Origin of the sequence: Pseudarthrobacter sp. LMD1-1-1.1, from assembly GCF_040676255.1 — a bacterium.
In the GTDB taxonomy this organism is placed as follows: Bacteria; Actinomycetota; Actinomycetes; order Actinomycetales; family Micrococcaceae; genus Arthrobacter.
Genome location: NZ_JBEGHP010000024.1, coordinates 200,217 through 226,720 on the forward strand (window position 1 = coordinate 200,217; position 26,504 = coordinate 226,720).

Sequence of the window (26,504 nt, forward strand, 5' to 3'; positions counted from 1 at the left end):
TACACACTTCGCCTTTAGGGGTCACACTCTTGACATTGAATGTGAGCTGGCGCACGATTTTGTTGCATACAGCGAAGGTTGTTGATCATCACGGAACGAAGCTCGCCCGGATACGCTCCTCCCGTCCCCCGGCTCCACCCGTGATGACTTTGGGGAACAGACGAACGAATTCATGATGGCCGATCCGAAAGGGGCCCTGGCCCGTGCATCGGCCGCACAACGCTGCCAGCATCATGCGGCAGCGCCAGATCACCAAAGGAAACTGTCTATGACTATCAGGGATGGCAGCACCATCGATCAAAGCAGCGCAGGGCGCCGGAACCAGGGAACGACGCCGAAGCCTGTCCGCGGGTCCAGGAAACAGCGCTCTGGCACCTTCAGCGGTTTGCGCTGAAGCCGGAAGGGAACGAATCTTAATGATCAATCCGACCAAGACGACGGCAACCGTCGACACCTCCTCATCAAAAGAGACCAGCTCCAGGTTCAAACGCCGCTTCATGGTGCGGCTTGTCGCGGTCTTCATCGGCGGGATGTTCCTCGACGGCTACATCCTCGGAATCATCGGCCCCGTCACCGGACCCATGCGGTCAGATCTCCAGCTCGACGCACTGTCGCTGGGCATGATCGCTGCCGGCCCCCTGGCAGGTATCTTCATCGGCTCCCCGCTGGCCGGCTGGGCTACTGACAAGTTCGGACGCAAGCCCATGTTCCTCGTGGACATGGGGCTGTTCCTGGTGGCCTCAGCTGCCCAGTTCTTCGTAACCTCCGGAGACGGCGCCGTAATCCAGCTGGCGCTCATCCGATTCCTGATGGGCGTCGCGATTGGCGGCGAGTACTCAATCGGCGGCCCACTGCTGTCAGAGTTCTCCCCTCCAAAGCTCCGCGGGCGGTTGCTCGGGCTGACCCTGATCGCCTGGTACGTCGGTTTCATGATGGCATTCATCATTGGCACCCTCCTGCACGACGCCGGCACCCCCTGGCGCCTTGTCATCGGCACGAGCACGATACTGGCATTCGTTCTGCTCATCGCCCGCATAGGCCTCCCCGAATCACCGAGCTGGCTCATCACGAAGGGACGGCGTGAGGAAGCACTCGCGATCGCCCACAAATACGTCGAATCGCCACAGATGCACAACAGCATCACCGAGGAGATCGATCTGAGGATGCTCCAGGAGGCCCAGGCCGCGAAGGGCAGGACCAAGATCAAGAACGCCTCCTTTGGAATGTTGTTCTCGAGGGAGCACTGGCGGACCACCCTGTTCACCGCGGGTTTCTGGTTCTGCGCGGTCACTCCGTACTTTGCGATCGCGACCTTCGCCGACGACGTGCTCAGCCAATTCGGCTTCGGCGGCGGCTGGGCAGGTGGAGTCGGCCTGTCCGCACTTGCGGCCGCGGGTGTTGTCACCACCGTGCTTCTGATTGACAAGCTGGGCCGCCGAATCCTCACCGTGCCCGGACAGTGGCTCTGCGCAGGCATCCTGCTGGTCATCGGCGTCTGGGCGGACGCACCGGCGATCCTCGTGCTCGCCCTGTTCCTCGCATTCTCCTTCTTCAATGCCGGCTACACCACATTGACCCAGGTCTATCCGGCCGAGGTATTCCCCGCCCCCCTGCGCGGCATCGGCATGGGCTTCGCCGCGGCTTTCAGCCGCATCGGAGCCGCACTCGGCACCTTCGCCCTGCCGTGGGCAATCAGCAACATCGGCTTGGGCCCAAGCATGGTGGTGGCCGCCGTCGTCGCATTGCTCGGCGCAATCCTCTCGCAATGGCTCGCGCCTGAGACGAAGGGGCGCACCCTTGCCGAGATCTCAGCAGACGTTTCCCACTGACCCCGGGACCGGACGGCCAAACGCCGCCGGATAACCGGAGATGCACCAAAGAGGCCTTCGCCGCACCAGCGGCGGGGGCCTCTTTGCCGCCTGCGGACACAGCGCCGCCCATCCCCGCAACAAAGCAGGAAACCCTTGACATCCCATGTGAGCTGAGACACCCTGTTGCATATAGTGATGCGCGTTGCTCATAGCGAAGCAAATTCCATCACCCGGTCAGGCGGATTCCAGCAGCAACCAGGAGAACCCAACATCATGAGCGCATCACCCCGCGTCGTCATCATCGGAGCCGGCATCGTCGGTACCAACCTCGCCGACGAGCTGGCAAGCCGCGGCTGGAACGACATCACCGTCGTCGAACAGGGTCCGCTGGAGCTCGCAGGCGGCTCCACGTCGCACGCCCCAGGCCTCGTGTTCCAAAACAATCCGTCCAGGACCATGACGAAATTCGCCACGTACACCGTCAACAAGCTCCTCGCCCTGGGCAAGGACGGCCAGTCCTGCTTCAACCAGGTGGGCGGCCTGGAGCTGGCAACCACTCCGGAGCGCCTGGCCGACCTCAAGCGCAAGATGGGCGTCATGACCTCCTGGGGTGTCGAAAGCAGGATCGTCGACGCCGACGAATGCGAAAAGATCTACCCGCTGCTGAACACGGGCAAGCTCACCGGCGGCCGCGAGGTCTTGGGCGGCCTGCTCATCCCCACCGACGGACTCGCGCTGGCGGCACGGGCCGTGCAGCTGCTGATCGAACGCACGCGCGAGCGCGGCGTCACCTACCGCGGGTCCACCACCGTCACCGGCATCGCCCAGGAGGGCGGCAAGGTCACCGGCGTCGAGACCTCCGCGGGCGTGATCCCTGCCGACATCGTGGTGTCCTGCGCGGGGTTCTGGGGCCGTGAACTCGGCCGGATGGTGGGCCTGGAGGTGCCTCTGCTGCCGCTGGCCCACCAGTACGCCATCACCACACCCCTTGCCGAACTCGAGAACGTCAACGAGCTTCCGAACGGCGCCAGCAAGCCGATCCTGCGCTACCAGGACAAGGACCTGTACTACCGCGAATGGGGCGACCGCATAGGCATCGGCAGCTACGCCCACCGCCCGATGCCCGTGGACATGTCGGCACTGCCGGAGGTCTCTGCCGAGGACATGTCCGACCACCGCATGCCCTCCCGCCTGGACTTCACCCTCGAAGACTTCGTGCCCGCATGGGAGGACAGCCAGGACCTGCTGCCGGCACTGCGCAGCACCGAAATCCAGGACGGTTTCAACGGCATCTTCTCCTTCACCCCGGACGGCGGCCCGCTCATGGGTGAGGCACCGGACCTCGAAGGCTTCTTCGTGGCCGAGGCCGTCTGGGTCACGCACTCGGCCGGCGTTGCCAAGGCCATGGCAGAGCTGATCATCGACGGCCAGCCGCAGACCGACCTGCACGGCTGCGAGCTGACCCGTTTCGAGAAGGTGCAGACCTCCGACGCGTACGTCAGCGAGACTTCACAGCAGAACTTCGTGGAGATCTACGATGTCATGCACCCGCTGCAGCCCCGCGAATCGCCGCGCGACCTGCGCGTCAGCCCGTTCAACGTCCGCCAGAAGGAACTCGGGGCTTTCTTCCTGGAGTCCGCCGCCTGGGAACGCCCGCACTGGTTTGAAGCCAACCGCGGGCTCCTTGAGGAGCTTCCGGCCGAGTGGCAGGCCCCGGAGCGGGACACGTGGTCCGCGATGTTCCACTCCCCCATCTCCGCCGCCGAAGCGTGGAAGACGCGTACCGCCGTCGGACTTTTCGACATGACGCCGCTGAAGCGCCTCTCCGTCACCGGCCCCGGCGCACAGGCACTGCTGCACCGGCTCAGCACGGGCAACATCGCCAAGAAGCCAGGTGCCGTGACGTACTGCCTGCTGCTGGCGGACGACGGCGGAATCCGCAGCGACGTGACCGTGGCCAGGCTCGCTGAGGAAGAGTTCCAGCTTGGCGTGAACAGCAACGTGGACTTCGATTACCTCCGGGTGGAGGCCCGCCGGCAGTCAGCGGCCGATCCCTCCAAGTGGGCGCACGTCACCGACATCACCGGCAGCACCTGCTGCATCGGCCTGTGGGGCCCGCTGGCACGCGAGGTCATCGGCAAGGTCAGCACGGACGACCTCACCAACGACGGCCTGAAGTACTTCCGCACCAAGCAGATCTCCGTTGGGGGCATCCCCGTCACGGCCATGCGGCTCTCCTACGTGGGCGAGCTCGGCTGGGAGCTCTACACCACGGCCGAATACGGGCTGAAGCTGTGGGACCTGCTGTTCGAGGCCGGCCGCGAATACGGCATCATCGCTGCCGGACGCGGCGCCTTCAACAGCATGCGCCTGGAGAAGGGCTACCGGCTGTGGGGCACCGACATGACCACCGAGCACCACCCGTACCAGGCCGGCCTGGGCTTCTCCGTGGCCAAGGACAAGACCGGGTTCGTGGGTGCCGAGGCGCTGGCGGTCCGCAGGGAACAGCCGGCAGCCAAGACGCTGCGGTGCCTGACGGTCGACGACGGCACGTCGGTGGTGCTGGGCAAGGAACCGGTGTACGTGGCCGGGGAAGCCGTTGGTTACGTCACCAGTGCGGCGTACGGCTTCACCGTCCGCAAGCCCATCGCCTATGCCTGGCTGCCCACGTCGGTGACTGAAGGCGACTCCGTGGAGATCGAGTACTTCGGCCGGCGCGTAGCCGCCACCGTCAGCGCAGAGCCGCTCTTTGACCCGGGCATGGAGCGCCTCCGCGGCTGACCTGTCCCGGCGGTTGAGCCGACGAAATCTGGTGGTTGGGCCTGCTTGAGACCGGCAGGCCCAACCACCTTTTTCGTGCCCTCTGGATGGTGCCCTCCGCCGTGGGTCAAGGCCGTAGAATCACCTCGACAACCAAAAATTGGGGGTTTTATGGTGTTCGGCAACCAGCAAACGAGCGGGATATGCGGGAAGGCAATGGCAGCCCACGACAGGAAGTGGCCGCACGACATCCGCGCGTCCCTGCCGTGAATCAGCGGCCTGCCCGCCGCGCCTGGACGTTCGCCGCCGTGTGCGTCATGGTGGCCTCACTGACGCTCCTGATATTCGGGCCGGCCCGCGGGCCGGTGATCCAGCTGCTGCCCTGGTATGTGGCGGCGTACCTGCTGATCGGGGCGTGCATCTTCGGCCCGCCCCGGGAGGGGGCGTACCTCCGGCGGGCGGCGGCCTTCCTGCTGCCCGGGGCCCTGCTGGTGCCCCTGGCACTGCTGAACGCCGGCGTCTGGGCAGGCGGCTGGCTGCTCGGGCTCCCTGCATGGGGACTGCTGCTGAGCCGGTGGACGCCGGCCAACCCGCTCCGGGCCCTCGACGTGCTGAAGTTCTTTGGCCTGCTGGTGCTGGGCCTGCTGATCTTCACTTTCAACGCCATCTACCCGGTCGTCAGCCTCGGATTGTTCCTTCTCCCGGTCATCCCCCTGGTCCGGCTGGCCTACCCTGGGTACCGGGCCAGGCCGCTGCAGGCGGCCATTGAGGTCCTTTTGGCCGTGGCCGCCGTCGTCATCGCTTTTGCCCTTCCCACCCCCGAAGGGTCCTGGGCCTCACCGTGGACGTACGCGGGCGGGGCGGCGACGGCAGGACTCATGCTCGCGTATTCGGCCCGGGGCCGCCCCCGTTCACGGCCGGCGCGGCTCAATGACGGAGCCACTGTTTAGCGACCGCACCCGGCCCCTCTGAATGTCGTACCCCTTTGTCATGATGGGTTTATGGGGATGGCGGCGGTGGTGAGGGCGTTTGGGGAGATCAAGGCTGCCCTTGCTGTGCTGAGTGCTGAGGTGGATGGGGCCGGTGCGGTGCCTTTTTCTGTGTCTGGCCCGTTGGCTGGTTTAGCGGATGGTTGCCTGGAGATTCTGGCCGGGACCCGTGAGGTTGAGGCCGGGATCGCAGGGTTGAAGGCCAGGGCGGCGGTGACGTACTCGGACACTGCCCACGTTGTTGCGGGGCCGGATGTTCCGGTACGGGCGCAGGAGATGGCGGTCGCGGCGGAGATCGGGTGTGTGCTGGCCCTAGGACCGCGGGCGGCGTCGTCGTTCCTGGTCACCTCGCACGCGGTCACGGCGACGTTGCCGCGGACGTTGGAGGCTTTGCAGGCCGGGGTGATCTCCTGGAGCCACGCGGTGGTGATGGCCGATGAGACAGCGTGCCTGGATGGTGCGGGGGCTGCGGCGTTGGAAGCCCATTTCCTGGACCCGGACGCACCGGACCCGGCGCGGGGGTGCCCGGTGGGTGGGTTGCCGGCGCACCGGTTCAAGGCCAAGGCCCGTACCTGGCGGGAACGCCACCAGGCCGGGTCCATCGAAAAACGCCACGCCAAAGGCGTGGCTGACCGGCGGGTGGAGTTCCGGCCGGACCAGGACGGGATGGCCTGGCTGTCCGCGTACCTGCCCGCGGACCAGGCCCTGGCCGGGTGGAACCGGCTCACCGCCGCCGCCCGGGGCATGCAGGGACCGGACGAGCCCCGCAGCATGCCCCAACTCCGTGCGGATAACTTCGCCGATGCGATCCTCACCAGCGGCACCAGCACCGGCAACGGCGCCGGAACCGACCAGCCGTCGTCGGGTATCCGGGCGCAGGTGCTGGTCACGGTCCCGGCGTTCTCCCTGCTGGGCCAGACCGACGAACCGGCGATGCTCGACGGGTACGGTCCCATCCCGCCGTCAATGGCCCGGCGGCTCGTCGCTGGCGGTGCTGGCTCGTTCTACCGGGTCCTGGTGGACCCTCGGGACGGGGCACCACTGGAAATCGGCCGGACAAGCTACCGGGTCACCAAAGCCATGCGGGCCTGGCTGCGGCTGCGGGACGGCAAATGCCCGTTCCCGGGCTGCAGCAACAACTCCCTGGACAACGACGCCGACCACATCCTCGCCTGGGCCAACGGCGGCACCACCGGAATCAGCAACCTGGGACAGCCCTGCCCAAAACACCACAAACTCCGCCACACCACCGCATGGAAACCCACCCCCGCCACGAAAAACGAACCACCCGGCTGGACCTCACCCACCGGCCGCCACTACCAAAGCGAACACCAGGACTGGGAACCACCACGCTGGCCGAATCTCCAAAACCGCGGCCGGGCGCCAGAGGAATGCAGTCCGCTTGGCGCTGTTCCGGATCTCGTTCACTTCCAGCTATCCCCGGCAGAAGATTGGCTGGACCGGGTCCTGCACCCGCCATCCGCCTGAGACGGCGAGGTTAATGCGGCCCTGCGCGGAAGAATGTGGCGCCCGGGTCTGAGGAGCCACCGCAGGACGTCCAGGATGACCAGTTCGCGCCAGGCCTGACGAATGCGGGGCAGCAGGTAGCCGGGCTTGCCTCAGCCAGCGGCTATGGCAAGGACCTGGACCCGGAAGCCGGTCCGGACGGGAACCACCCGGTGTAAAACCTGGTTGGGCCAACAGCGACGGCGACACCCGGCACCTGCCGGACTGCCGCCGTCGTTATTCTGCGCACTGGCGCCGCCACCCCACCCCGTGGGGCTAAGCGTGCGTTCCGGCCAGCGCCCCCGCGGACTCTTCGGCCACCGCCGCCCCACCCTGATGTGGCTCGAAGCGGACGAACATGGCCTTGAAACCCGGCGTGTTGGACACGCGGGCCACGTTTTCCTTGTGGACCAGGGCGTTGGCCTCCGGGAAGTACGCGGCGGCGCAGCCCCTCGCCGTGGGGTAGGCCACCAGGCGGAACTTGTCCGCCCTGCGGTCCACGCCCTGGAAGGTGCTCACCACGTCCACGAGTTCGCGGTCCTGGAAGCCCGATTCGGCGAGGTCCTCCGGGTGGATCAGGATCACCCGGCGGCCGTCGGAGATGCCGCGGTAGCGGTCGTCCAGGCCGTAGAACGTGGTGTTGTACTGGTCGTGGCTGCGGATAGTCTGCAGCACCAGGTGGCCCGGCGGCGGCGTCAGGTACTCAAGGGGGCTGACCGTGAACCGGCCGCGGCCGATGTCCGTGGCGAAGGAGCGGGTGTCGCGCGGCGGGTTGGGCAGCACGAACCCGTTCTTGGTGCGGACCCGGGCGTTAAAGTCCTCGAACCCCGGCAGGACGCGGGCGATGTGGTCGCGGATCACGTCGTAGTCCTCGGCCATGCCACGCCAGTCCACGGAGTGGTCCGGGCCGAAGGTAGCCTCGGCCATCCGGGCCAGGATCACGGGCTCGGCGAGCAGGTGCTCGGAGACCGGCGTGAGGCGTCCCTGGGTGGAGTGGACCACAGACATGGAGTCCTCCACGGACAGGAACTGCGCGCCCTTGGGATGCTTGTCGTCCTTGTCCGTGCGGCCCAGCGTGGGCAGGATCAGCGAGGTGCGGCCGTGCACAATGTGGGAGCGGTTGGGCTTGGTGGAGATGTGCACGGTCAGCCCGATCCGCTGCATGCCCGCCTCCAACGCTTCAGTGTCAGAGCACGCCAGCGAGAAATTGCCGCCCATGGACACGAAGACGTCCACCTCGTCGCGCTCGAACGCCTCCATCGACTCAACAGCGTCGTAGCCGTGGTGCCGCGGGGATGAGATGCCGAACTCGGAATCGAGTGCCGAGAGGAGCCATTCCTTCGGCTTTTCCCAGATGCCCATGGTCCGGTCGCCCTGGACGTTGGAGTGCCCGCGGACGGGGCAGGCGCCGGCGCCGGGTTTGCCGAAGTTGCCCTGGAGCAGCAGGACGTTGACCATCTCCTTGATGGTGTCCACCGAGTGCGGCTGCTGCGTCACGCCCAGCGCCCAGCAGAAGATCGAGGCCTTGGACGCCACCAGCATCCCCGCCACCTTCTCGATCTGCGCGCGGGAGAGGCCCGTGGCCGTCTCGGTCTCATCCCAGTCGAGGGTGCGGCGGGCGTCGCGGTAGGCGTCGAACCCATCCGTCTGCGCGGCAATGAAGGAATGGTCGACGACGGTTCCCGGGTCTTGTTCCTCAGCCTCCAGGAGCAGGTGACCCAGTGCCTGGAACAGCGCGAGGTCGCCGCCCACCTTGATCTGCAGGTATTCGTCGGCGAGCGGGGTGCCCCCGCCCACCACGCCCGAGATGGTCTGCGGGTCCTTGAAGTTGAACAGTCCGGCCTCGGGCAGCGGGTTCACGGCCACCACCTTGCCGCCTTTGTCCTTGCACTCCTTCAGCGCAGAGAGCATGCGCGGGTGGTTGGTGCCGGGGTTTTGACCGACGACAAAGATCAGTTCGGAGTCGTGGATGTCGTCGAGGGACACGGTGCCCTTGCCGATGCCGATGGTCGGGTTCAGCGCCGATCCGGAGGACTCATGGCACATGTTGGAGCAGTCCGGCAGGTTGTTGGTGCCCAGGGCCCGAGCGAACAGCTGGTACAGGAACGCGGTCTCGTTCGCGGTGCGCCCGGAAGTGTAGAAGACGCTGCGGTCGGGGGTGGTCGCCCGGAGGTGCTCTCCGATCAGCTCGAAGGCGTCAGCCCAGGAGATCGGTGAGTAGTGGGTATCACCCTCGCGGATCACCATCGGTTCACTGAGCCGGCCCTGGTTCCCCAGCCAGTACTCGGTCTTCCCTGAGAGTTCGGCAATGGAGTGCTTGGCCCAGAACTCCGCACCAACGGTCCGCAGGGTGTTCTCCTCGGCCACGGCCTTGGCACCGTTCTCGCAGAACTCGGCAGTCTTGCGCTTTTTGTCCGACTCCGGCCATGCGCAGCCGGGGCAGTCGAACCCGCCGCGCTGGTTCAGCCGGAGCAGGGAATGTGCCGTGCGGGTCACGCCTGCCTGCGCCACCGCGCGCTCCAGTGCCACCATGACGGCCTTGACGCCGGCGGCCTCGGTCTTGGGCTTGTGGACTTCGAGGTTGTCCTCGTTGATGTCCGCGACGGGGGCAGGCTGTTTGCCGAACTTCATTGTTCCAACTTCCTCGCCGGCACCCGGGAACTCCCGTGACGGCTCAATTGTTCATTTGCAGTGGAGGCGCGCCGGAATCCCGGCGCGCCTCCAGGGCACTCTTTGCCGATTTCCGCTACTCCGGAACCTTCGCCAGCGTTTCCTGCTCGGCGGCGATGGTGGTGTTATCGCCGTGGCCGGTGCGGACCACGGTCTCGGCCGGGAGGGTGAGCAGGCGTTCGCGGATGGACTTCAGGATGGTGGGGTAGTCACTGTAGGACCGGCCGGTGGCGCCGGGGCCGCCGTTGAACAGCGTGTCCCCGGTGAATACCGTTCCTTCGCTTTCGAGGTAGAAGCAGGTGGACCCCGGGGAGTGGCCCGGTGTGTGGATTGCCTTCAGCGTTGCCCCGCCCACCTCGAACACGTCCCCGTCGGAGTGGTAGCGGTCCGGCTTGGCGTCCGGGTAGACCTGCTCCCACAACACCAGGTCCTCCTCGTTCAGGAGGATCGGGGCGCCCAGGGCGTCAGCAACCTCCCGGGCGGCACCGATGTGGTCGTTGTGCGCGTGGGTCAGCAGGATGGCCTTGACCTTCCGGCTGCGGACCTGGTTGATGATCGCGGCGGCGTCGTGGGGCGCATCGATGATGACGCATTCCTCGTCGTTGCCCACGATCCAGACGTTGTTGTCCACGTCCCAGGTGCCGCCGTCGAGCGAGAAAGTGCCCGAGGTGACCAGGTTCTCAATGGTGACGGCCATCAGACCTCCACCGGGCTGACTTCAACAACGGAACGCAGGACCTTGCCCTCGTGCATCTTGCCGAAGGCCTCCTCCACCTGGTCGATGGTGATGCGCTCGGACACGAACGCGTCCAGGTCCAGGTTGCCCTGCTTGTAGTGGGACACCAGCATGGGGAAGTCCCGGGAGGGCAGGCAGTCCCCGTACCAGGAGGACTTCAGCGACCCACCACGGCCAAAGACGTCCAGCAGCGGCAGCTCCAGCTGCATCTCCGGCGTCGGGACGCCCACCAGGACCACGCGGCCGGCAAGGTCGCGGGCGTAGAACGCCTGCTTGTACGTTTCGGGACGGCCGACGGCGTCAATCACCACGTCAGCGCCGTTGCCTCCGGTGAGGGCCCGGATGGCCTCCACTGCGTCCTCCTGCTTGGAGTTCACGCCATGGGTGGCGCCGAGGGACCTGGCCATCCCAATCTTGTTGTCGTCGATGTCAACGGCGATGATCGTCGTCGCACCCGCCAACTTGGCCCCGGCGATCGCGGCGATGCCCACACCGCCGCAGCCGATCACTGCCACGGACTCGCCGCGCTTGACCTCGCCGGTGTTGATCGCAGCGCCAATGCCGGCCATGATGCCGCATCCCAGCAGGCCCACCGCGGCCGCGTCGACGTCCGGGTCCACCTTGGTGCACTGCCCGGCAGCAACCAGAGTCTTCTCCGCGAAGGCACCGATGCCCAGCGCCGGCGAGAGGACCGTGCCGTCCTCAAGCGTCATCTTCTGGGTGGCGTTGTGCGTATTGAAGCAGTACTGCGGCTGGCCCTTGGCGCACGCCCGGCACTCGCCGCACACGGCACGCCAGTTCAGGATGACCCGGTCACCCGGCGCCACGGACGTCACGTCCGGACCAACTGCAGAGACCACACCGGTGGCCTCATGGCCCAGCAGGTACGGGAAGTCATCGCCGATGCCGCCCTGCTTGTAATGCAGGTCCGTGTGGCAGACTCCGCAGGTCAGGATGTCCACCAGCGCCTCCCCCGGGCCCGGATCCGGCACCAGGATGGCCTCCAACGACACCGGGGCGTTCTTCTCCCGGACAACGACAGCTTGAACTTTATGGACCATGGTTCTTGTGTTCCTTTCCTGGATCCGGCCGGATCCGGTGAGTCGGCACCAAGTGCCAATCTAGCCGACATGCCACCTCCGGGGACCACGTCATTGCCGCAAAGCTGGACGCGTCGAATTGCGCATGGCACAACTTGTTGCGCATAGTGCTCACAGCAGAATATGACACTGGCCACACTTTGTGTCAATAGATATATCAGTTACAGCTTGCGTGGCTATCAGGATCGAGTCCTGGATTCGGCGCGTGTCTCCAGGGACGGACGGCGACGGACCCGTTACACCCGCTGTTTCGTCCGGCAGTAGGCTGGATGTCATGGCTTTTCACGAAACCCCTGCCGAGCGGCGCGAAGTGACCGTCCGCCGCGCACCCAAGTACGTTCCTTTTTTGATTGTGGGTGCACTGGCAGGCATTATCGCCGCCGCAGTGGTGGCTTACGCGCTGCCCGGCGACGCAACCTTCGACCCCGGCGCCGTCTTCGGATTCTTCATGGTGATGTTTGCGGCTGGCGGCGCCCTGCTTGGCGCCCTGCTGGCGCTGGTCCTGGACCGCCGCAGCGTGAGGCGGCAGGAACGGGCCGTCGTGGAGGCCGTCCCGGACTCGGAACCGGACACCGATCCCCAGGGCTAGCCGGGTCACAAACTGAAGCGGGGGAAAGTCATACCCCATAACGTGCGATAATCGATCAGTGGCACGCGGCGATGGCAAACTTTCCCATGATCTTCTTCCCGGCGAAAAAGGACCCCAGGATGCCTGTGGCGTCTTCGGTGTTTGGGCACCCGGTGAAGAAGTAGCAAAACTTACCTATTACGGGCTGTATGCACTGCAGCACCGCGGTCAGGAGTCGGCTGGCATAGCCACCAGCGACGGCAAGCGGATCAACGTCTACAAGGACATGGGCCTCGTATCCCAGGTCTTCGACGAGACCACGCTGAACACCCTGACCGGGCATCTGGCCGTGGGCCATTGCCGCTACTCCACCACCGGCGCCAGCCACTGGGCCAACGCGCAGCCCACCCTGGGCGCCACCTCCACCGGCACGGTGGCCCTGGCGCACAACGGCAACCTGACCAACACCGCCGAACTCAACGCCATGATCACGGAGCGCAACGGCGGGCAGCTCACCGGCGAAATGAAGCAGGGCAACACCTCGGACACCGCACTGGTCACCGCCCTGCTGGAAGGTGAGCCGGGCAAGAGCCTGGAAGAGACCGCCACCGAGCTTCTCCCCAAGATCAAGGGCGGCTTCTGCTTCGTCTTCATGGACGAAGGCACCCTTTACGCAGCCCGCGACACCTACGGCATCCGCCCGCTGGTCCTGGGCCGCCTGGAACGCGGCTGGGTTGTCGCCTCCGAACAGTCCGCACTGGCCACCGTGGGTGCCAGCTTCATCCGCGAGATCGAGCCCGGCGAGTTCATCGCCATCGACGAAGAAGGCGTGCGGTCCAAGAAGTTTGCAGAGCCGACGCCGGCCGGTTGCGTTTTCGAGTACGTCTACCTCGCCCGTCCGGACGCCGCGATCGCCGGCCGTTCCGTCTACGAGTCCCGCGTGGAGATGGGCCGCCAGCTGGCCCGCGAAAACACCCACGAAGCGGACATCGTCATCCCCGTCCCGGAGTCCGGCACCCCTGCAGCCGTGGGTTACGCCGAGGAATCCGGCATTCCGTTCGCACACGGCTTCGTCAAGAACTCCTACGTGGGCCGTACCTTCATCCAGCCCTCGCAGACCCTCCGCCAGCTGGGTATCCGGCTCAAACTCAACGCCCTTGAGTCCGTGATCCGCGGCAAGCGCGTGGTGGTGGTCGACGACTCGATCGTCCGCGGCAACACCCAGCGGGCCATCGTCCGGATGCTCCGGGAGGCCGGCGCCGCCGCCGTGCACGTCAAGATCTCCTCCCCGCCGGTGCAATGGCCCTGCTTCTACGGCATCGACTTCGCCTCCCGCGCCGAACTGATCGCCAACGGCGCCACCATCGAAGAGATTTCGCAGGCCATCGGCGCCGACTCGCTGGCCTACATCTCCGAGGACGGCATGATCGGCGCCACCCGGCAGCCGCGCGAACGCCTGTGCACCGCCTGCTTCACCGGCAAGTACCCCATCAAGCTTCCGGACGCGGACAAACTGGGCAAGAACCTCCTGGAGCGCACCGACCTGGGCGGCCTCAGGCCCTCCCCGGCGGCCCTTCCCGGGGAAACGGCCGCCCTGGCTGTCGACGCCACCGAGGACCCGGCGGAAAAGGCCGGCGCCACGGGCTGCGATCCCGGCCCCGACTCCGAATTCGAGAACCTGCTGACCGAAGCCGACCTCGTGCCCGACGTACACGCCGCCACCAGCGCCGACAAGAAGGACTCCGTATGACCTCCGCCAGCCCCGCCGCAGACAACGCCGGCATCACCTACGCGTCCGCGGGCGTGGACGTCGAAGCCGGGGACCGCGCCGTCGAGCTCATGAAGGATGCCGTCAAGGCAACCCACAACTCCTCGGTGATCGGCGGGGTGGGCGGCTTCGCCGGCCTCTACGATGTCTCCCGGCTGCTGACCTACAAGAAGCCGCTGCTGGCCACCTCCACGGACGGCGTCGGCACCAAGGTCGCCATCGCCCAGGCCATGGACATCCACGACACCATCGGGTTCGACCTGGTGGGCATGGTGGTGGACGACATCGTGGTGGTGGGCGCCGAGCCCCTGTACATGACCGATTACATCGCCTGCGGCAAGGTGGTCCCCGAGCGCATCGCCGGCATCGTCCGTGGCATCGCCGCTGCCTGCTCCGTGGCCGGCACAGCCCTGGTGGGCGGCGAGACCGCCGAGCACCCCGGCCTGCTGGGCGAACACGAATACGACGTCGCCGGTGCAGCAACCGGCGTCGTGGAAGCCGATGCGCTGCTGGGGCCGGACCGCGTCCGCGCCGGCGACGTCGTAATCGGCATGGCCTCCTCCGGCCTGCACTCCAACGGCTACTCCCTGGTCCGCCGCGTCATCAACCACGCCGGCTGGGCCCTGGACCGCCAGGTCTCCGAACTGTGCCGCACCCTGGGTGAGGAACTCCTGGAACCCACGCGCGTCTACGCGGCCGACTGCCTGGACCTGGCCCGTACCTTCCCGGTCAGCGCCGGCGCGGCCGTCCACGGTTTCAGCCACGTCACCGGTGGCGGCCTTGCCGCCAACCTGGCCCGCGTCCTCCCGCGGGGCCTGGTGGCCACGGTTGACCGTGCCACGTGGGAACTGCCCGCCATCTTCAAGCTGGTGTCCGAGCTGGGCAACGTTCCGCTGGCCGACCTGGAACGCACCCTGAACCTCGGCGTGGGCATGGTGGCCATCGTGTCCCCCGACGCCGCGGATGCCGCCGTCGCGCGCCTGAACGAACGGGGCCTGCCGTCCTGGATCATGGGCACGGTCACCGAGGACTCAGACTCCATCCTCAAGTCCGGACCTGACTACGTCCAGGGCGCCAAGGGCGTGGACGGCGGCGCTGTCCGCCTGGTCAACGCCTACGCCTAAAGCTTTCTTTGAGTGCTCCCCTCCACCGGCGGGGAGCACTTGGCGTTTAAGCGGCGGTCTGGATCAGGTTGAGGACGCCGCCCTGCGGGTCCCTGATGGTGGCGAGTGACCCGTCGGCGGGACGCTCGTCCGGCTCGACGAGGACCTCTCCCCCCGCTGCCTGGACGGCCGCTGCCGCCGCGGCAACGTCTGCCGTGCCGAAGTAGATCTGCCAGTCCGCTTCGTCGCCCTCATCGGCAGGGATGATCCCGGCCACCTCATTGCCGTCGACGAGCAGCGTGCTGTAGCTGCCGCCGTCGTCCTGCGGGTACTCGGTGACCTCATGCCCAAAAAGCTGCTGGAAGAAGCCGACGGCGGCCTGGGGCTCGGGCGTGAAGAGTTCCGCCCAGGCCAGCGCGCCCGGCTCGTTGAATAATTGGCTGCCGTAGTGGCTTCCTGCCTGCCAGATGCCTGTGGTTCCGCCTCCGGGAGGGGCAAGGAAGCCCAGAACACCGGTATCGCCCACCGTCTCCGGCCCGAATTCGGCGGCCCCTCCTGCGTGGGCGGCCTCCTCCAGTACGTCCGCAGCGTCTGCGGCGGCGAAGTAGACGTTCCACTTTGCGGAGGTGCCGGCCTGCAGCTGCAGGGGGCTTTGCGGTGCAATGGTGGCCACCAACCGGCCACGGATAAAGGCCTGCGCGTAGCTGCGGCCGTCCGGGGTGGGAAAGTCCTGGAACGTCCAGCCGAAGAGCCGCCCGTAGAAGTCCTTGGCAGCCGCAACATCCGGGGTCTGCAGATCCGCCCAGCAGGGCTCGCCGTGACGGTATCCCTCAACTAATGCCATGCAGGCAAGGCTACACGGACCCCTTGAGCAGCCAAGGGGTGAGGGGCACAATAGCCCCCACACAACTGGGCTCAGGGATCAGCGGCATCATCAGGAGAACGTCGATCCGGAACGGGAGAACACATGGCCGGCATCGTAGACATCGAGGGACACCCCACATGGTTGGAGGACCGCGGCGGCAATGGCGCTTCACTGCTCCTGCTGCACGGCGGCCTCAGCAACAGTGATGCCCTTCTTGGCACTATTGGCGCCGGACTCGCGGAACACTACCGGCTCATCGCCTTCGACCGTCCCGGCCATGGATACACCGCCGACACCGATGCCGACTTCCACTACAGCGATATGGCGCGGGAGGCAGTCAGCGTCCTTGAGAAGGTGGCCGCCGGCCCCGCACACATCGTCGGCTGGAGCGACGGCGGCATCATTGCCCTCCTCGTGGCACTGGCGCGGCCGGACCTGGTGGCGAAAATGGTGGTCATCGGCACCAACTACCACGTGGACGGCATCCAGCCCTTGGACATGGACCCGGACTCGCCGGTGTTACAGGAGCTTGGCCGGGCCTACGCCGAGCGTTCTCCTGACGGACCCGGGCATTTTGAGGCGGTAGCCCGGAAAGGCATGCAGCTGATCAGCACCGAGCCTTCGCTCACTACGTCCCAGATCTCGCGGATCCAGCAGCCGGTACTGGTGGCGGTGGGGGACGACGACATTGTGACCCTGCCGCACACCATCTCCTTGTATGAGGCTTTGCCCAATGGGCAGCTGGCGGTGATTCCGGGGGCGTCCCATGGCCTGCCGCTCGAGCAGCCTGCCACGCTCACCAGCCTTATGCTCCCATTCCTGGCAGCCGAAGGTCCTCCCCGGACGCTCATGCCCGTCAGGCGCCGCGCGCATTAGCCGGGAACGGCAAAAGGTCCATTGGGGCACACCGGAAACAGGTGTGGCCCAACGGACCTTTTTTGACTGCGGTCAGCACCGATAGCGCTGCAGAAGAAGCAGCGAGGCGAAGATTATTGAGACCGGCGTGCACTGCCCAAAGAGGCAGCCGCTGCCGGCGACAACTAGCCGATACGACGGTTGTCTACCTCGTCGTCATCGTCATCCAAATCATCCGCGTACTTATCCACATAAGCCGAATAGTCCGGTTCAACCGGCTCATTCGAGTAACGGCTCGTCGAACGACTGCCCGGACCCGTCAGCTCACGCTGAAGTGCCGAATAGTCAGTGTTCGGGGAGTAGTACTTAATGTCCCGAGCCTGCTTGGTAGCTTTTGCCTTTTGACGGCCGCGCCCCATGGCGTGACCCCCTTTTGTACTTGGACCGGAGGTGGTCACCTTGGCGATCGGTGAGGCCCCGGAATGTTTGGTCAATTTGTCGTACACCTAGATTACATGCTTTCGGCGGGCCCTGCTTGCCGCCTCATGGCCCGGACGCCCGCGTGGGGTAACATCACGCACCTGCGCCCGCGGGATTCCGGGATTTTTCTTCGGTAGAGTCACTTAAGAACTGCCGATTTTGTGTGGCCTTTGGCGAGCCGCGGTACCAAACCCAGGAGGATGCGCACCCGTGAACCACCAGGACATCCCGCCGAAACCAGCCTTGCCACCGCGGACCGGAAGCCTGCCAATAGTCAAGGGCGGGGACGCCGGTTCGGCGCCCGCTCCGGAGTCCGTGACGTGGTCCCAGCCGCGCCAGGATCCCGGGCCGGAAAAGCGGGCCAACAGGAGGCCTGCGTTCTGGAAAGCGTTCCTCATCGTCGTCATCCTCGCCGTGGCCGGCTCGCTGGCATGGCTCGCCGTGTGGCTGAACTCCGCTCCCGGCACCGACACAGCGAAAAGCGCAGCGCCGGGCGTGCTGCAGACCGCCGTCACTCCGCCGGCCACTCCCCAGCCCCTGCCCCGCTACGGGGTTGCGCCGGCAGCCTACGCGGTAGGTGACTGCTTCAAGGACTTTGATCCCCAGGCCCTGGCGTCCACGGTGGTGCCCTGCGACACGGGCCATTCGGCGCAGTTGGTGGCCACCCTCCACTACCCGGACAGCGCCAAGTATCCGGGGGCAGACCCGCTCAAGGCCAAGGCCCTGGAAGTGTGCCAGGCAGCAAAACTCGGCCCGGCGGCCAAGCAGTTCCAGCTGAACTACCAGCGCAGCTATCCCAGCAACACCAGCTGGGAGTCCGGGGACCGCAGGGTGGACTGCTACGTCACTGCCGACGGCGGCAACGTGATCAACGCGAGCGTGCTGCCCTGACGGCTAAACCGCCAGGGCAGCACTCCCATATCCAATCGGCCGGCTAGTCCTTCCGCCGCACTGAGAGGCCGGAGCTCGGGGCTCCCGTCAGCGCGTCGACGTCGCCCTCGGTGAGTTCGCCCAGGTCAGCGGCGGTGTCAACCACCACGGTGTCGCCGTCGCTGATCCCACCGGCAAGGATGGCCTTGGCCAGCCGGTCGCCGATCTCACGCTGCACCAGGCGCCGCAGCGGCCGGGCGCCGTAGGCGGGGTCGTAGCCGGACAATGCCAGCCATGCCTTGGCGCCGTCGGTGACTTCCAGGGTGAGGCGCCGTTCGCGCAGCCGCCGACCCAGCTCCTCCACGTGCAGCTCCACGATGTGGGCCAGCTCGTCCACCGTGAGGGCGTCGAACAGCACCACTTCGTCGAGCCGGTTGAGGAATTCCGGCTTGAAGGACGCGTTCACCGTGGCCATGACCGCGTTGCGCTTGGCCGTGGCGTCCAGGGACTGGTCCACCAGGAACTGGCTGCCCAGGTTGGAGGTCAGCACCAGGATCACGTTGCGGAAGTCCACGGTGCGGCCCTGCCCGTCGGTGAGGCGGCCGTCGTCGAGCACCTGCAGGAGGATGTCGAACACCTCCGGGTGCGCCTTCTCCACCTCGTCCAGCAGCACCACGGAGTACGGACGGCGGCGGACGGCCTCGGTCAGCTGGCCGCCTTCCTCGTAGCCCACGTATCCCGGAGGGGCCCCCACCAGGCGGGCGACGCTGTGCTTCTCGCCGTACTCGGACATGTCGATACGCACCATGGCGCGTTCGTCGTCGAACAGGAAGTCCGCCAGCGCCTTGGCCAGCTCGGTCTTACCGACGCCGGTGGGGCCCAGGAACAGGAAGGAGCCGGTGGGGCGGTTGGGGTCGCTGATGCCGGCCCGGGCACGGCGTACCGCGTCGGACACTACGGTCACGGCCTTGGCCTGGCCGATCAGGCGCCGGCCCAGCTCCTCTTCCATGTGGAGCAGCTTCTGGCTTTCACCCTGCAGCATGCGGCCGGCCGGGATACCGGTCCAGGCGGAGATGACCTCTGCAATGTCCTCCGCGGTGACTTCCTCCGCCACCATCTGCGCGGACTTGTCCGTCACGGCGGCCTCGGCTTCCGCGGCGGCGTTCACCTCGCGTTCAAGGGCCGGGATTTCCCCGTAGAGGATCCGGGACGCAGCCTCCAGGTCGCCCTCGCGCTGGGCCTTGTCAGCGGCGGAGCGCAGTTCGTCCAGCTTCGCCTTCAGGTCACCCACCCGGTTGAGGCCGGCCTTCTCCGCTTCCCAGCGGGCGTTCAGGGCCGAGAGCTCCTCTTCCTTGTCCGCCTTGTCGGCGCGCAGTGCCGCGAGCCGCTCCACGGATGCGGGATCCGATTCTCCGGACAGTGCCAGTTCCTCCATGGTGAGCCGGTCCACCTGGCGCCGCAGCTGGTCGATCTCCTCCGGAGCGGAGTCAATTTCCATGCGGAGCCGGGACGCGGCCTCATCCACGAGGTCGATGGCCTTGTCCGGAAGTTGGCGCCCCGTGATATACCGGTTGGACAGCGTGGCGGCGGCTACCAAGGCTGAGTCGGCGATGGAGACCTTGTGGTGCGCCTCGTAGCGCTCCTTGAGGCCGCGGAGGATGCCGATAGTGTCCTCCACGCTGGGCTCGCCCACGTACACCTGCTGGAAGCGGCGTTCCAGGGCCGCGTCCTTTTCGATGTTTTCGCGGTACTCATCCAGGGTGGTGGCACCGATCAGGCGGAGCTCACCGCGGGCCAGCATGGGCTTGAGCATGTTGCCGGCGTCCATGGAGGAATCACCGGTGGCCCCGGCACCCACCACGGTGTGGATCTCGTCGATGAACGTGACCACCTGCCCCTCGGAGCCCTTGATCTCCTCGAGGACAGCCTTCAGCCGCTCCTCGAACTCTCCGCGGTATTTGGCGCCGGCCACCATGGACCCAAGGTCCAGGGAGATGAGCGTCTTGCCGCGCAGGCTTTCCGGGACGTCGCCTGCCACCATCCGCTGGGCCAGGCCTTCGACGACGGCAGTCTTGCCCACGCCGGGCTCGCCGATCAGCACCGGGTTGTTCTTGGTGCGCCGGGACAGCACCTGCACCACTCGGCGGATTTCGGAGTCGCGCCCGATCACGGGGTCCAGTTTGCCGGCGCGGGCCATGGCGGTGAGGTCCGTGCCGTACTTCTCCAGGGCCTGGAAGGTGTTTTCGGGGTCCGGGCTGTCCACCTTTCGGTCGCCGCGGACTCCGGGGAGGGCAGCGAGCAGAGCCTCCCGTGAGGCACCGGCTTCACGCAGCAGGCGCGCAGCAGCATCATTGCCGGCGGAGAGGCCCACCAGGAGCACCTCGGTGGAAACGAAGGAATCGCCCAGCCGGTCCGCTTCCTCCTTGGCGTGCTGGATGGCCTGCAGGGCGGGGCGGGACAGCTGCGCCTGCTGGCTGGAGCCGCCGGAAGTGGCGGGCAGGGCCTTGATGGCGCTGCTGGCCTGGACGCTGACGGCATCCGGGTCCGTGCCCGTGGCCTTGAGGAGTGCGACCGCCACACCCTCCCGCTGGTCCATCAGCGCTTTGAGAAGGTGGGCCGGTTCCACCTGGGGGTTGCCGGCCGTCGAGGCGTTCATTGCCGCCGCGGAAAGAGCCTCCTGGCTCTTGGTGGTGAATTTGACGTCCAAAGAGAGCTCCTTTCGGGGGCTTGTTGACTAAGTTGAGTGTACTACGCTCAACTTTGCGCGGCGAGGTTCCCCTGCCATGTTTGCCCACGGCGTAACAGCTGTCCAGAGCCGGAAGTCCTTCCCGCCCACCGGCCCGCACCGGCGGGTCCTGGCGCTACGTGCCGTACACAGACACGGCGGCGGCCTTGACCACGAAGTGCACCGTCATCCCGGGAGCAAGGCCCAGGTCCGCCGAGGCAGCCGGCGTGATGTCGGCGGCGAGGCTGCCGGCGCGGACGCGGATCTGGTCGCCATGGGGCTCGAGGTCGGTGATGGTGACGGCAAACGAGTTCCGCGGGCTTCCGTGCGCGTCGTCGAGGAACACTGACACGGCCGACGGTGGGAACACGGCCACGCCCGGACCGCCCGGCCCGGGCAGCCGGCCGGGTTCCCCGGAGCCGCCCAGATCTTCGTCGCGCCCCGCGATCCGCAGGCCCTGGCTGGTGCGCACGCCGGCGCCGTCGAGGGTTCCGGGAATGAAGTTCAGTCCGGCAAGCCCGGCAGCAAAGGAGCTGCGCGGGCGTTCCAGCACGGCACGCGTGGGACCCTCTTCTGCAACCTTCCCGTCTTCCAGGATGACCACGCGGTCCGCAAGGACCAGCGCGTCCAGGACATCGTGCGTGACGATGATGGCCTGCCGGCCCGCGAGGACCCGTTTGAAGAGGCGGCGCAGCAGCGGTGCGGAATGGATATCCAGGGCGGCCAGCGGCTCATCCAGCAGCAGGAGTGCGGGGTCCGCGGCGAGCGCGCGGGCCACGGCAACACGCTGGGCCTGGCCGCCGGAGAGTTCGGCGGGACGGCGCCCGGCGAGGTGTTCCGCTTCCACCTCCGCCAGCCAGCGCAGGGCACGTTCCTTCGCGTCCCGCTTGGGGACGCCGGCGCTGCGCGGCCCGAATGAGACGTTGTCCACCGCACTCAGGTGGGGAAAGAGCAGAGGTTCCTGGGCGAGCAGGGCGGTGCCGCGGTGATGGGGAGGTACCCAGGAGGGCTTTCCGCCGTCGAGGTCAAAGAGCGTCCTGCCGTTGAGTTCGGCGCGGCCGCTGTCCGGCCGCAGCAGGCCCGCGATGCTGGCCAGCAGGGTCGATTTGCCGGCGCCGTTGGGTCCCATGACGGCCACCGTTTCACCCGGCCGGACGGCAAGGTCCACGTCGAAACCCCGCCCGGCCACGGCCGCCTGGAAGGACAGCGTCACCGGACGTCCCCTCCGGCCGGTGCGGCCGTCGTCGTCCGCTGCCCTGCTCCGGCACGGGCCGCTGCCGGCTGCCGGTATGCGAGCGCCACCACGGCGACAGCGACGGCCACCAGCACCAGGGAGAGCGCGACGGCGGCGTCCGGGTCCGTTTCCCGCTGCAGGTAGATCTCCAGCGGCAGCGTCCGGGTAACCCCCTGGAGGCTGCCCGCGAACGTCAGCGTGGCGCCGAACTCGCCCAGGCTGCGGGCGAAGGACAGGACCGCGCCGGAGGCCAGTCCGGGCAGGACCAGCGGGAGCGTGACGCGCCGGAAGACGGTGCCGGGGCGCGCGCCCAGCGTTGCGGCCACGGCCTCGTAGCGGGAGCCGGAGGTGCGAAGCGCCCCTTCCAGGCTCACTACCAGGAAAGGCAGCGCCACGAACGTCTGCGCCAGGACCACCGCCGTCGTGGAGAAGGCGATGCGCAGCCCGAGCACCTCCAGGGCGTGCCCCAGCAGCCCTTGGCGGCCGAACGTGTAGAGCAGGGCGATCCCGCCCACCACCGGGGGAAGCACCAGGGGCAGGAGCACCAGCGAGCGCAGCAGCCCCTGCAGCCGGAAGGAGTCCCTGGCCAGGACCAGGGCCAGGGGAACCCCCAGCAGGATGCACAGGAGGGTGCTTGCCGCCGAGGTCCGAAGGCTCAGCCCCAGTGCCGTCAGGGACGGCTCCGACGTCACCAGCGGGATGAACTGCGCCCAGTCAACGCGCAGCACCATCGCCAGCAGGGGAAGCACGACGACGACGGCCGCCAGGACTGCCAGCGCACGGACCCACGCGGGGATGCCGGAGTAGGCGGCGGCTGGGGTGCGCGGCCGCGCCTGGGGTGGCCTCCCTGGCCGCTGTATCACTTGCTGCCCGGGCCGGAGCTGGCTGACCCGGAACTGGCTGGCCTGGATTTGCCCGGGCCGGAAGTGGCTGACCCGGAACCGTCCGGCCCGAATCCTGCCGGGCCGAACCCCGCGGCGGCGAGGACCTTCTGGCCCTCGGGACTGGTGACCAGGTCTACGAACGCCTGGGCGGTGGCCTTGTTCCGGCCGTTGGCGACGGCCGCAATCGGGTAGGTGTTGACCGCACTCCCCGATTCCGGGAACTGGATGCCTGCCACTTTGGTCCCGGCGGCCTTGATGTCCGTGCCGTAGACCAGCCCCGCATCCGCCTCACCGGAGGTGACCTTGCCCAGGACGTCAGTGACCGCGTTCTCCTCGCTGGCCGGGCTCAGCGCGACGCCCGCCGCTTCCGCCACTTTGGCTGTGGCAGCCCCGCAGGGGACCTGCCGGGCGCAGGTCACCAGCTTGATGCCCGGCCGGGCCAGGTCCTGCAGGGATGCGACCTTCGCCGGGTTGCCCGGCGGCACGGCGATGGCCAAGGTGTTGGTGGCGAAGTCCTCCGGCGCTCCCTCGGTGAGGCCGGCGTCCTGCACCTTCTTCATGTTGGCCGTGTCCGCGGAGGCGAAGACGTCAGCGGGCGCGCCCTGGTTGATCTGGCTGGCAAGGTCCGATGACCCGGCGAAGCTCAAGGTGACCGTGGCGCCCGGGTGTTCCGTTTCAAAAGTGCTCGCGAGTTCGGTAAAGGTCTGCTTGAGTGAGGCGGCCGCGAAAACGGTGATGGCGCCTGCCGGTTTGGTGCCGGAACCGGTGGCGGTGCCGGCACTTGTTCCCGCGTCCGGACTGCCCGCCGGGGCACAGCCTGACAGGACGGCAAGCAGCAGCACGGCCAGTGCGGGGACGGCGGCCCGGAGGGTGGAAGCCGCGGACCGGACGGGTTGCCGGCTCATGCGGCGGCCCGGCCCTTCGGCGACTCGATGATGACGGTCGTTGCCTTGACCACGGCGGTGGCCACGGCACCAGGTTCCAGCCCCAGCTCACGCACGGCCTCGCTGCTCATCAGCGAGACCACCCGGAAGGGCCCGCACTGCAGTTCCACCTGCGCCATGACCTTGTCCGTGATGACGTTGGTCACCAGGCCCACGAACCGGTTCCGCGCCGAACTGCTGCCGCTCTTCGGGTCATCGGGAAGCTGGGCGAGCTTCTGCGCGTGCGTTGCCAGTTCCAACCCGTCCACCGCCAGGCGGCCGGAGGGGTCCCGCAGCGCGGTGAGGGTTCCCTGCTCCGTCCACCGGCGGACGGTATCGTCGCTCACCCCCAGGAAACGGGCGGCCTCTGAAACGCGGATAAGTGCCATTCGGCGATTCTAGCCCGCAAATGAGGGTTGGTGGCACGTTTTAAGACGCAGGAGCGGTCGTGAATGGGCCGCGTGGCTGCACGGCGTTCGACGGAAGGGCAGCACTAGACTCCTTGCATGGCCATCTACATCGACCCGCCGCTGTGGCCTGCACACGGAACACACTTTTCGCACCTGGTCTCGGACGCATCCCTGGACGAGCTGCACGCGTTCGCTGCCGCCGCGGGGATCCCGGAGCGGGCGTTCGACGGCGACCACTACGATGTGCCGGAACGCCGCTTTGATGACCTGGTGGCGGCGGGAGCGGTTCCGGTGGAGGGCCGGGTGCTGGTCCGCAGGCTCATTGCCAGCGGGCTGCGGATCCCGGCACGCCGGCGGAACAAGTCACTAAAGGTCCCCCTCCTGAACCGCTGGGAAGCCATCATGCCAGGCCACGACGCCCTGTTCCTGGACCTGCTGGACCGCTGGAGCGAACCGCACCGGCACTACCACGGCTGCACCCACCTGCTGTCCGTACTGGAGGCGCTGGACCTGCTCACCGAACCGGCTGAAGCGCCCCGGACAGTACTGCTGGCTGCCTGGTTCCACGACGCCGTGTACCGCGGGGCAGCCGGCATGGATGAGGAGGAGTCGGCACGCTTGGCGGAGGAACGGCTTGCCGACGCCTGCCTTCCGGAGGCAGAGGTGGCGGAAGTGGCGCGCCTGGTCCGGCTGACCTCGGACCACCGGCCGGAACCGGGTGACGACGACGGCGCACTCCTCTGCGACGCCGACCTCTCGATTCTCGGCGGCGAACCCGAGGAATACGCCCGCTACGCAGCTGCCGTGCGGAAGGACTACGCGCACATCGGCGACGCCGACTTCGCAGCCGGCCGGGCCGCCGTCGTCCGGCACCTGCTGGAACTGGACCCGCTCTTCCACCACCAGCGGGCCAAAGAACTGTGGCAGGACGCCGCGCACCGCAACCTGAACGGCGAATTGCAGTGAACGCGCCCGGCAGCAGCCCCCGGCACACATACTCCGCCAACGCGGCGCACCGGCAGCTGCCCTTCACCGTGCGGCTGGACTGGGGTCTGGAAGGGGGCAGGACGGTGGCCGCCGGCGCCGACATCGCCGTGGTGGTGGACGTCCTGTCCTTCGGCACCTGCGTCAGCGTGGCACTGGACCGGTCCGCCGACGTTTTCCCGTACCGCTGGCGGGACACCACCGCAGAGGACTTCGCCGCCCACCACCAGGCCCAGCTGGCAGGCCCCCGGAACGGCGGCGGGCTGAGCCTGTCCCCCGCCAGCCTCCGCGCGGCAGCCTCGCTGGAACGGCTGGTCCTGCCCTCCCCCAACGGTTCTGAACTCTGCCACGCCCTGGCGGCCGAAGTGCCCCTGGTGGCCGCAGTATGCCTCCGGAATGCCGCGGCCACGGCAGACTGGGTGGCCGCCAATCTTCCCGGCGACGCCGTGGTGGCGGTGGTCGCCGCGGGCGAACGCTGGCCGGACGGCACCCTCCGCCCTGCCGTGGAGGACCAGATCGGAGCCGGAGCTTTCATCGCAGGACTGGTGGCCGCCGGCAAGGGCGGCTATGAGGCCGGGGACGGCAGGCACGGCTATGCTCCGGAGGCCGTGGCGGCCATGGCTGTCTTCGAAGCGGCCGAGCCGCGCCTGCGCGAAACGCTCCAGCAGTGCGCCAGTGGCCGGGAACTTTCAGGGGCCGGCTACGCGGAGGACGTGGACATCGCCGCTGAACTGGATGACAGCGACTCGGCAGCCATCCTGCGGGACGGGGCGTTCCGCCCGCTGTGACGGGACGGCAGTCCTGCCTGGCTGTACGTCCTGCCAGGCTGTACGTCCTGCCTAGCGGTAGGTCCTGACGGGATAGGTGCTCGCAAACGGCGTGGTGCTGGGCACGATCTGCTTCCCCAGCGGCATCAGGGACACCGGAATGAGCTTGAGGTTGGCGATGGCCAGCGGGATGCCAACGATGGTCACAGCCATGGCGAACGCTGTGACCACATGTCCAATGGCAATCCAGATCCCGGCCACCAGCAGCCAGATCACGTTGCCCAGCAGCGGGAAGACACCTGTGCCGCCGGGCTTGTCCACCACCATCCGGCCAAACGGCCACAGCGTGTAGGCAGCGATCCGGAATGAGGCAATGCCCCACGGGATGGTGACGATCAGCAGGCAGCAGACCACACCTGCGAGGAAGTAGCCCAGGGCCAGCCACAAGCCGCCGAAAACCAGCCAGATGATGTTCAGAAGTGTCTTCATGCACCCA

At 67.3% G+C, this 26,504-nt stretch carries 23 protein-coding genes; 12 read left to right on the plus strand and 11 right to left on the minus strand.

Features of this window, described 5'->3' with window-relative positions; translation table 11 throughout:
- Positions 1-416: 416 nt before the first annotated feature.
- The 5 genes from MRBLMD1_RS17355 (at position 417) to MRBLMD1_RS17375 (ending at position 7,245) form a co-directional block, all read left to right on the plus strand.
- Positions 417-1,829 carry an MFS transporter gene (locus MRBLMD1_RS17355; RefSeq protein ID WP_364401861.1) on the plus strand — a complete coding sequence of 471 codons (1,413 nt, stop codon included), beginning with the start codon at positions 417-419 and terminating at the stop codon, positions 1,827-1,829.
- Positions 1,830-2,084: 255 nt separating this feature from the next.
- On the plus strand, positions 2,085-4,592 hold the full coding sequence (locus MRBLMD1_RS17360) for a GcvT family protein (protein WP_364401864.1): 2,508 nt from the start codon (positions 2,085-2,087) through the stop codon (positions 4,590-4,592).
- A 245-nt stretch (positions 4,593-4,837) separates the two neighbouring features.
- Positions 4,838-5,521: a hypothetical protein gene (locus tag MRBLMD1_RS17365; RefSeq protein ID WP_364401867.1), complete on the plus strand. Its 684-nt coding sequence runs from the start codon at positions 4,838-4,840 to the stop codon at positions 5,519-5,521.
- Between the two features lie 51 nt (positions 5,522-5,572).
- Positions 5,573-7,048: an HNH endonuclease signature motif containing protein gene (locus tag MRBLMD1_RS17370; protein ID WP_364401870.1), complete on the plus strand. Its 1,476-nt coding sequence runs from the start codon at positions 5,573-5,575 to the stop codon at positions 7,046-7,048.
- 35 nt (positions 7,049-7,083) lie between these two features.
- On the plus strand, positions 7,084-7,245 hold the full coding sequence (locus MRBLMD1_RS17375) for a hypothetical protein (RefSeq protein ID WP_364401873.1): 162 nt from the start codon (positions 7,084-7,086) through the stop codon (positions 7,243-7,245).
- 97 nt (positions 7,246-7,342) lie between these two features.
- Here MRBLMD1_RS17375 and MRBLMD1_RS17380 read toward each other — a convergent pair whose 3' ends face one another.
- The 3 genes from MRBLMD1_RS17380 to MRBLMD1_RS17390 form a co-directional block, all read right to left on the minus strand.
- On the minus strand, positions 7,343-9,697 hold the full coding sequence (locus MRBLMD1_RS17380; RefSeq protein ID WP_364401875.1) for an FdhF/YdeP family oxidoreductase: 2,355 nt from the start codon (positions 9,695-9,697) through the stop codon (positions 7,343-7,345).
- Between the two features lie 115 nt (positions 9,698-9,812).
- The gene (locus MRBLMD1_RS17385; RefSeq protein WP_364401878.1) at positions 9,813-10,433 is read right to left on the minus strand and encodes an MBL fold metallo-hydrolase; all 621 of its coding nucleotides are present in this window, start codon (positions 10,431-10,433) and stop codon (positions 9,813-9,815) included.
- A complete protein-coding gene (locus MRBLMD1_RS17390) occupies positions 10,433-11,533 on the minus strand; it encodes an S-(hydroxymethyl)mycothiol dehydrogenase (protein ID WP_364401881.1) in 1,101 nt (366 codons plus the stop codon). The genes MRBLMD1_RS17385 and MRBLMD1_RS17390 overlap by 1 nt, the downstream gene beginning before the upstream one ends.
- A 313-nt stretch (positions 11,534-11,846) precedes the next feature.
- On the opposite strand from MRBLMD1_RS17390, the gene MRBLMD1_RS17395 reads away from it, so the two are divergent.
- The 3 genes from MRBLMD1_RS17395 to purM are packed head-to-tail and all read left to right on the plus strand — an operon-like array spanning position 11,847 to position 15,032.
- On the plus strand, positions 11,847-12,161 hold the full coding sequence (locus tag MRBLMD1_RS17395; RefSeq protein ID WP_159629837.1) for a hypothetical protein: 315 nt from the start codon (positions 11,847-11,849) through the stop codon (positions 12,159-12,161).
- A gap of 58 nt (positions 12,162-12,219) precedes the next feature.
- Entirely contained in the window at positions 12,220-13,890 is a 1,671-nt protein-coding gene (gene purF / locus MRBLMD1_RS17400; RefSeq protein WP_364401884.1) for an amidophosphoribosyltransferase, read from the plus strand.
- The gene (gene purM, locus MRBLMD1_RS17405) at positions 13,887-15,032 is read left to right on the plus strand and encodes a phosphoribosylformylglycinamidine cyclo-ligase (protein ID WP_364401887.1); all 1,146 of its coding nucleotides are present in this window, start codon (positions 13,887-13,889) and stop codon (positions 15,030-15,032) included. The genes purF and purM overlap by 4 nt, the downstream gene beginning before the upstream one ends.
- 46 nt (positions 15,033-15,078) lie before the next feature.
- Here the strand turns inward: purM and MRBLMD1_RS17410 are convergent, their stop codons facing one another.
- Complete coding sequence (locus tag MRBLMD1_RS17410; RefSeq protein ID WP_159629831.1) at positions 15,079-15,855, minus strand: VOC family protein; 777 nt, start codon at positions 15,853-15,855, stop codon at positions 15,079-15,081.
- 123 nt (positions 15,856-15,978) lie between these two features.
- Here MRBLMD1_RS17410 and MRBLMD1_RS17415 point away from each other — a divergent pair, with 123 nt between their 5' ends.
- Complete coding sequence (locus MRBLMD1_RS17415) at positions 15,979-16,752, plus strand: alpha/beta fold hydrolase (RefSeq protein ID WP_364401891.1); 774 nt, start codon at positions 15,979-15,981, stop codon at positions 16,750-16,752.
- Between the two features lie 164 nt (positions 16,753-16,916).
- Here the strand turns inward: MRBLMD1_RS17415 and MRBLMD1_RS17420 are convergent, their stop codons facing one another.
- The gene (locus MRBLMD1_RS17420; RefSeq protein ID WP_159635036.1) at positions 16,917-17,150 is read right to left on the minus strand and encodes a DUF3073 domain-containing protein; all 234 of its coding nucleotides are present in this window, start codon (positions 17,148-17,150) and stop codon (positions 16,917-16,919) included.
- A 271-nt stretch (positions 17,151-17,421) separates the two neighbouring features.
- Between MRBLMD1_RS17420 and MRBLMD1_RS17425 the strand changes: the two genes are divergently transcribed.
- Positions 17,422-18,102: a septum formation family protein gene (locus MRBLMD1_RS17425; protein ID WP_364401894.1), complete on the plus strand. Its 681-nt coding sequence runs from the start codon at positions 17,422-17,424 to the stop codon at positions 18,100-18,102.
- A gap of 43 nt (positions 18,103-18,145) precedes the next feature.
- Here the strand turns inward: MRBLMD1_RS17425 and clpB are convergent, their stop codons facing one another.
- The 5 genes from clpB to MRBLMD1_RS17450 form a co-directional block, all read right to left on the minus strand.
- On the minus strand, positions 18,146-20,788 hold the full coding sequence (gene clpB / locus MRBLMD1_RS17430) for an ATP-dependent chaperone ClpB (RefSeq protein WP_364401897.1): 2,643 nt from the start codon (positions 20,786-20,788) through the stop codon (positions 18,146-18,148).
- Positions 20,789-20,942: 154 nt separating this feature from the next.
- Positions 20,943-22,019, minus strand: a complete 1,077-nt coding sequence (locus MRBLMD1_RS17435; RefSeq protein ID WP_364401900.1) for a sulfate/molybdate ABC transporter ATP-binding protein — start codon at positions 22,017-22,019, stop codon at positions 20,943-20,945.
- On the minus strand, positions 22,016-22,900 hold the full coding sequence (locus MRBLMD1_RS17440) for an ABC transporter permease (protein WP_364402344.1): 885 nt from the start codon (positions 22,898-22,900) through the stop codon (positions 22,016-22,018). The genes MRBLMD1_RS17435 and MRBLMD1_RS17440 overlap by 4 nt, the downstream gene beginning before the upstream one ends.
- Entirely contained in the window at positions 22,900-23,829 is a 930-nt protein-coding gene (gene modA, locus MRBLMD1_RS17445; RefSeq protein ID WP_364401903.1) for a molybdate ABC transporter substrate-binding protein, read from the minus strand. Before modA ends, MRBLMD1_RS17440 begins: the two co-directional genes overlap by 1 nt.
- Positions 23,826-24,236, minus strand: coding sequence for a TOBE domain-containing protein (locus MRBLMD1_RS17450; RefSeq protein WP_275180710.1), 411 nt, complete (start codon positions 24,234-24,236; stop codon positions 23,826-23,828). Before MRBLMD1_RS17450 ends, modA begins: the two co-directional genes overlap by 4 nt.
- Positions 24,237-24,353: 117 nt before the next feature.
- Between MRBLMD1_RS17450 and MRBLMD1_RS17455 the strand changes: the two genes are divergently transcribed.
- A complete protein-coding gene (locus tag MRBLMD1_RS17455; protein WP_364401907.1) occupies positions 24,354-25,223 on the plus strand; it encodes a DUF4031 domain-containing protein in 870 nt (289 codons plus the stop codon).
- Positions 25,220-26,029: a 2-phosphosulfolactate phosphatase gene (locus MRBLMD1_RS17460; protein WP_364401910.1), complete on the plus strand. Its 810-nt coding sequence runs from the start codon at positions 25,220-25,222 to the stop codon at positions 26,027-26,029. Before MRBLMD1_RS17455 ends, MRBLMD1_RS17460 begins: the two co-directional genes overlap by 4 nt.
- Before the next feature lie 51 nt (positions 26,030-26,080).
- Here the strand turns inward: MRBLMD1_RS17460 and MRBLMD1_RS17465 are convergent, their stop codons facing one another.
- Complete coding sequence (locus MRBLMD1_RS17465) at positions 26,081-26,497, minus strand: YccF domain-containing protein (RefSeq protein ID WP_364401913.1); 417 nt, start codon at positions 26,495-26,497, stop codon at positions 26,081-26,083.
- Between the last annotated feature and the right edge of the window lie 7 nt (positions 26,498-26,504).

Coding starts and splice junctions, on each gene's coding strand:
- MRBLMD1_RS17450 (WP_275180710.1), bottom strand. CDS start 24,236: ATGGCACTTATCCGCGTTTCAGAGGCCGCCCGTTTCCTGGGGGTGAGC.
- MRBLMD1_RS17370 (WP_364401870.1), top strand. CDS start 5,573: ATGGGGATGGCGGCGGTGGTGAGGGCGTTTGGGGAGATCAAGGCTGCC.
- MRBLMD1_RS17415 (WP_364401891.1), top strand. CDS start 15,979: ATGGCCGGCATCGTAGACATCGAGGGACACCCCACATGGTTGGAGGAC.
- MRBLMD1_RS17390 (WP_364401881.1), bottom strand. CDS start 11,533: ATGGTCCATAAAGTTCAAGCTGTCGTTGTCCGGGAGAAGAACGCCCCG.
- MRBLMD1_RS17360 (WP_364401864.1), top strand. CDS start 2,085: ATGAGCGCATCACCCCGCGTCGTCATCATCGGAGCCGGCATCGTCGGT.
- MRBLMD1_RS17385 (WP_364401878.1), bottom strand. CDS start 10,433: ATGGCCGTCACCATTGAGAACCTGGTCACCTCGGGCACTTTCTCGCTC.
- MRBLMD1_RS17420 (WP_159635036.1), bottom strand. CDS start 17,150: ATGGGGCGCGGCCGTCAAAAGGCAAAAGCTACCAAGCAGGCTCGGGAC.
- MRBLMD1_RS17395 (WP_159629837.1), top strand. CDS start 11,847: ATGGCTTTTCACGAAACCCCTGCCGAGCGGCGCGAAGTGACCGTCCGC.
- MRBLMD1_RS17380 (WP_364401875.1), bottom strand. CDS start 9,697: ATGAAGTTCGGCAAACAGCCTGCCCCCGTCGCGGACATCAACGAGGAC.
- MRBLMD1_RS17410 (WP_159629831.1), bottom strand. CDS start 15,855: ATGGCATTAGTTGAGGGATACCGTCACGGCGAGCCCTGCTGGGCGGAT.
- MRBLMD1_RS17455 (WP_364401907.1), top strand. CDS start 24,354: ATGGCCATCTACATCGACCCGCCGCTGTGGCCTGCACACGGAACACAC.
- MRBLMD1_RS17465 (WP_364401913.1), bottom strand. CDS start 26,497: ATGAAGACACTTCTGAACATCATCTGGCTGGTTTTCGGCGGCTTGTGG.
- purM (WP_364401887.1), top strand. CDS start 13,887: ATGACCTCCGCCAGCCCCGCCGCAGACAACGCCGGCATCACCTACGCG.
- MRBLMD1_RS17355 (WP_364401861.1), top strand. CDS start 417: ATGATCAATCCGACCAAGACGACGGCAACCGTCGACACCTCCTCATCA.
- modA (WP_364401903.1), bottom strand. CDS start 23,829: ATGAGCCGGCAACCCGTCCGGTCCGCGGCTTCCACCCTCCGGGCCGCC.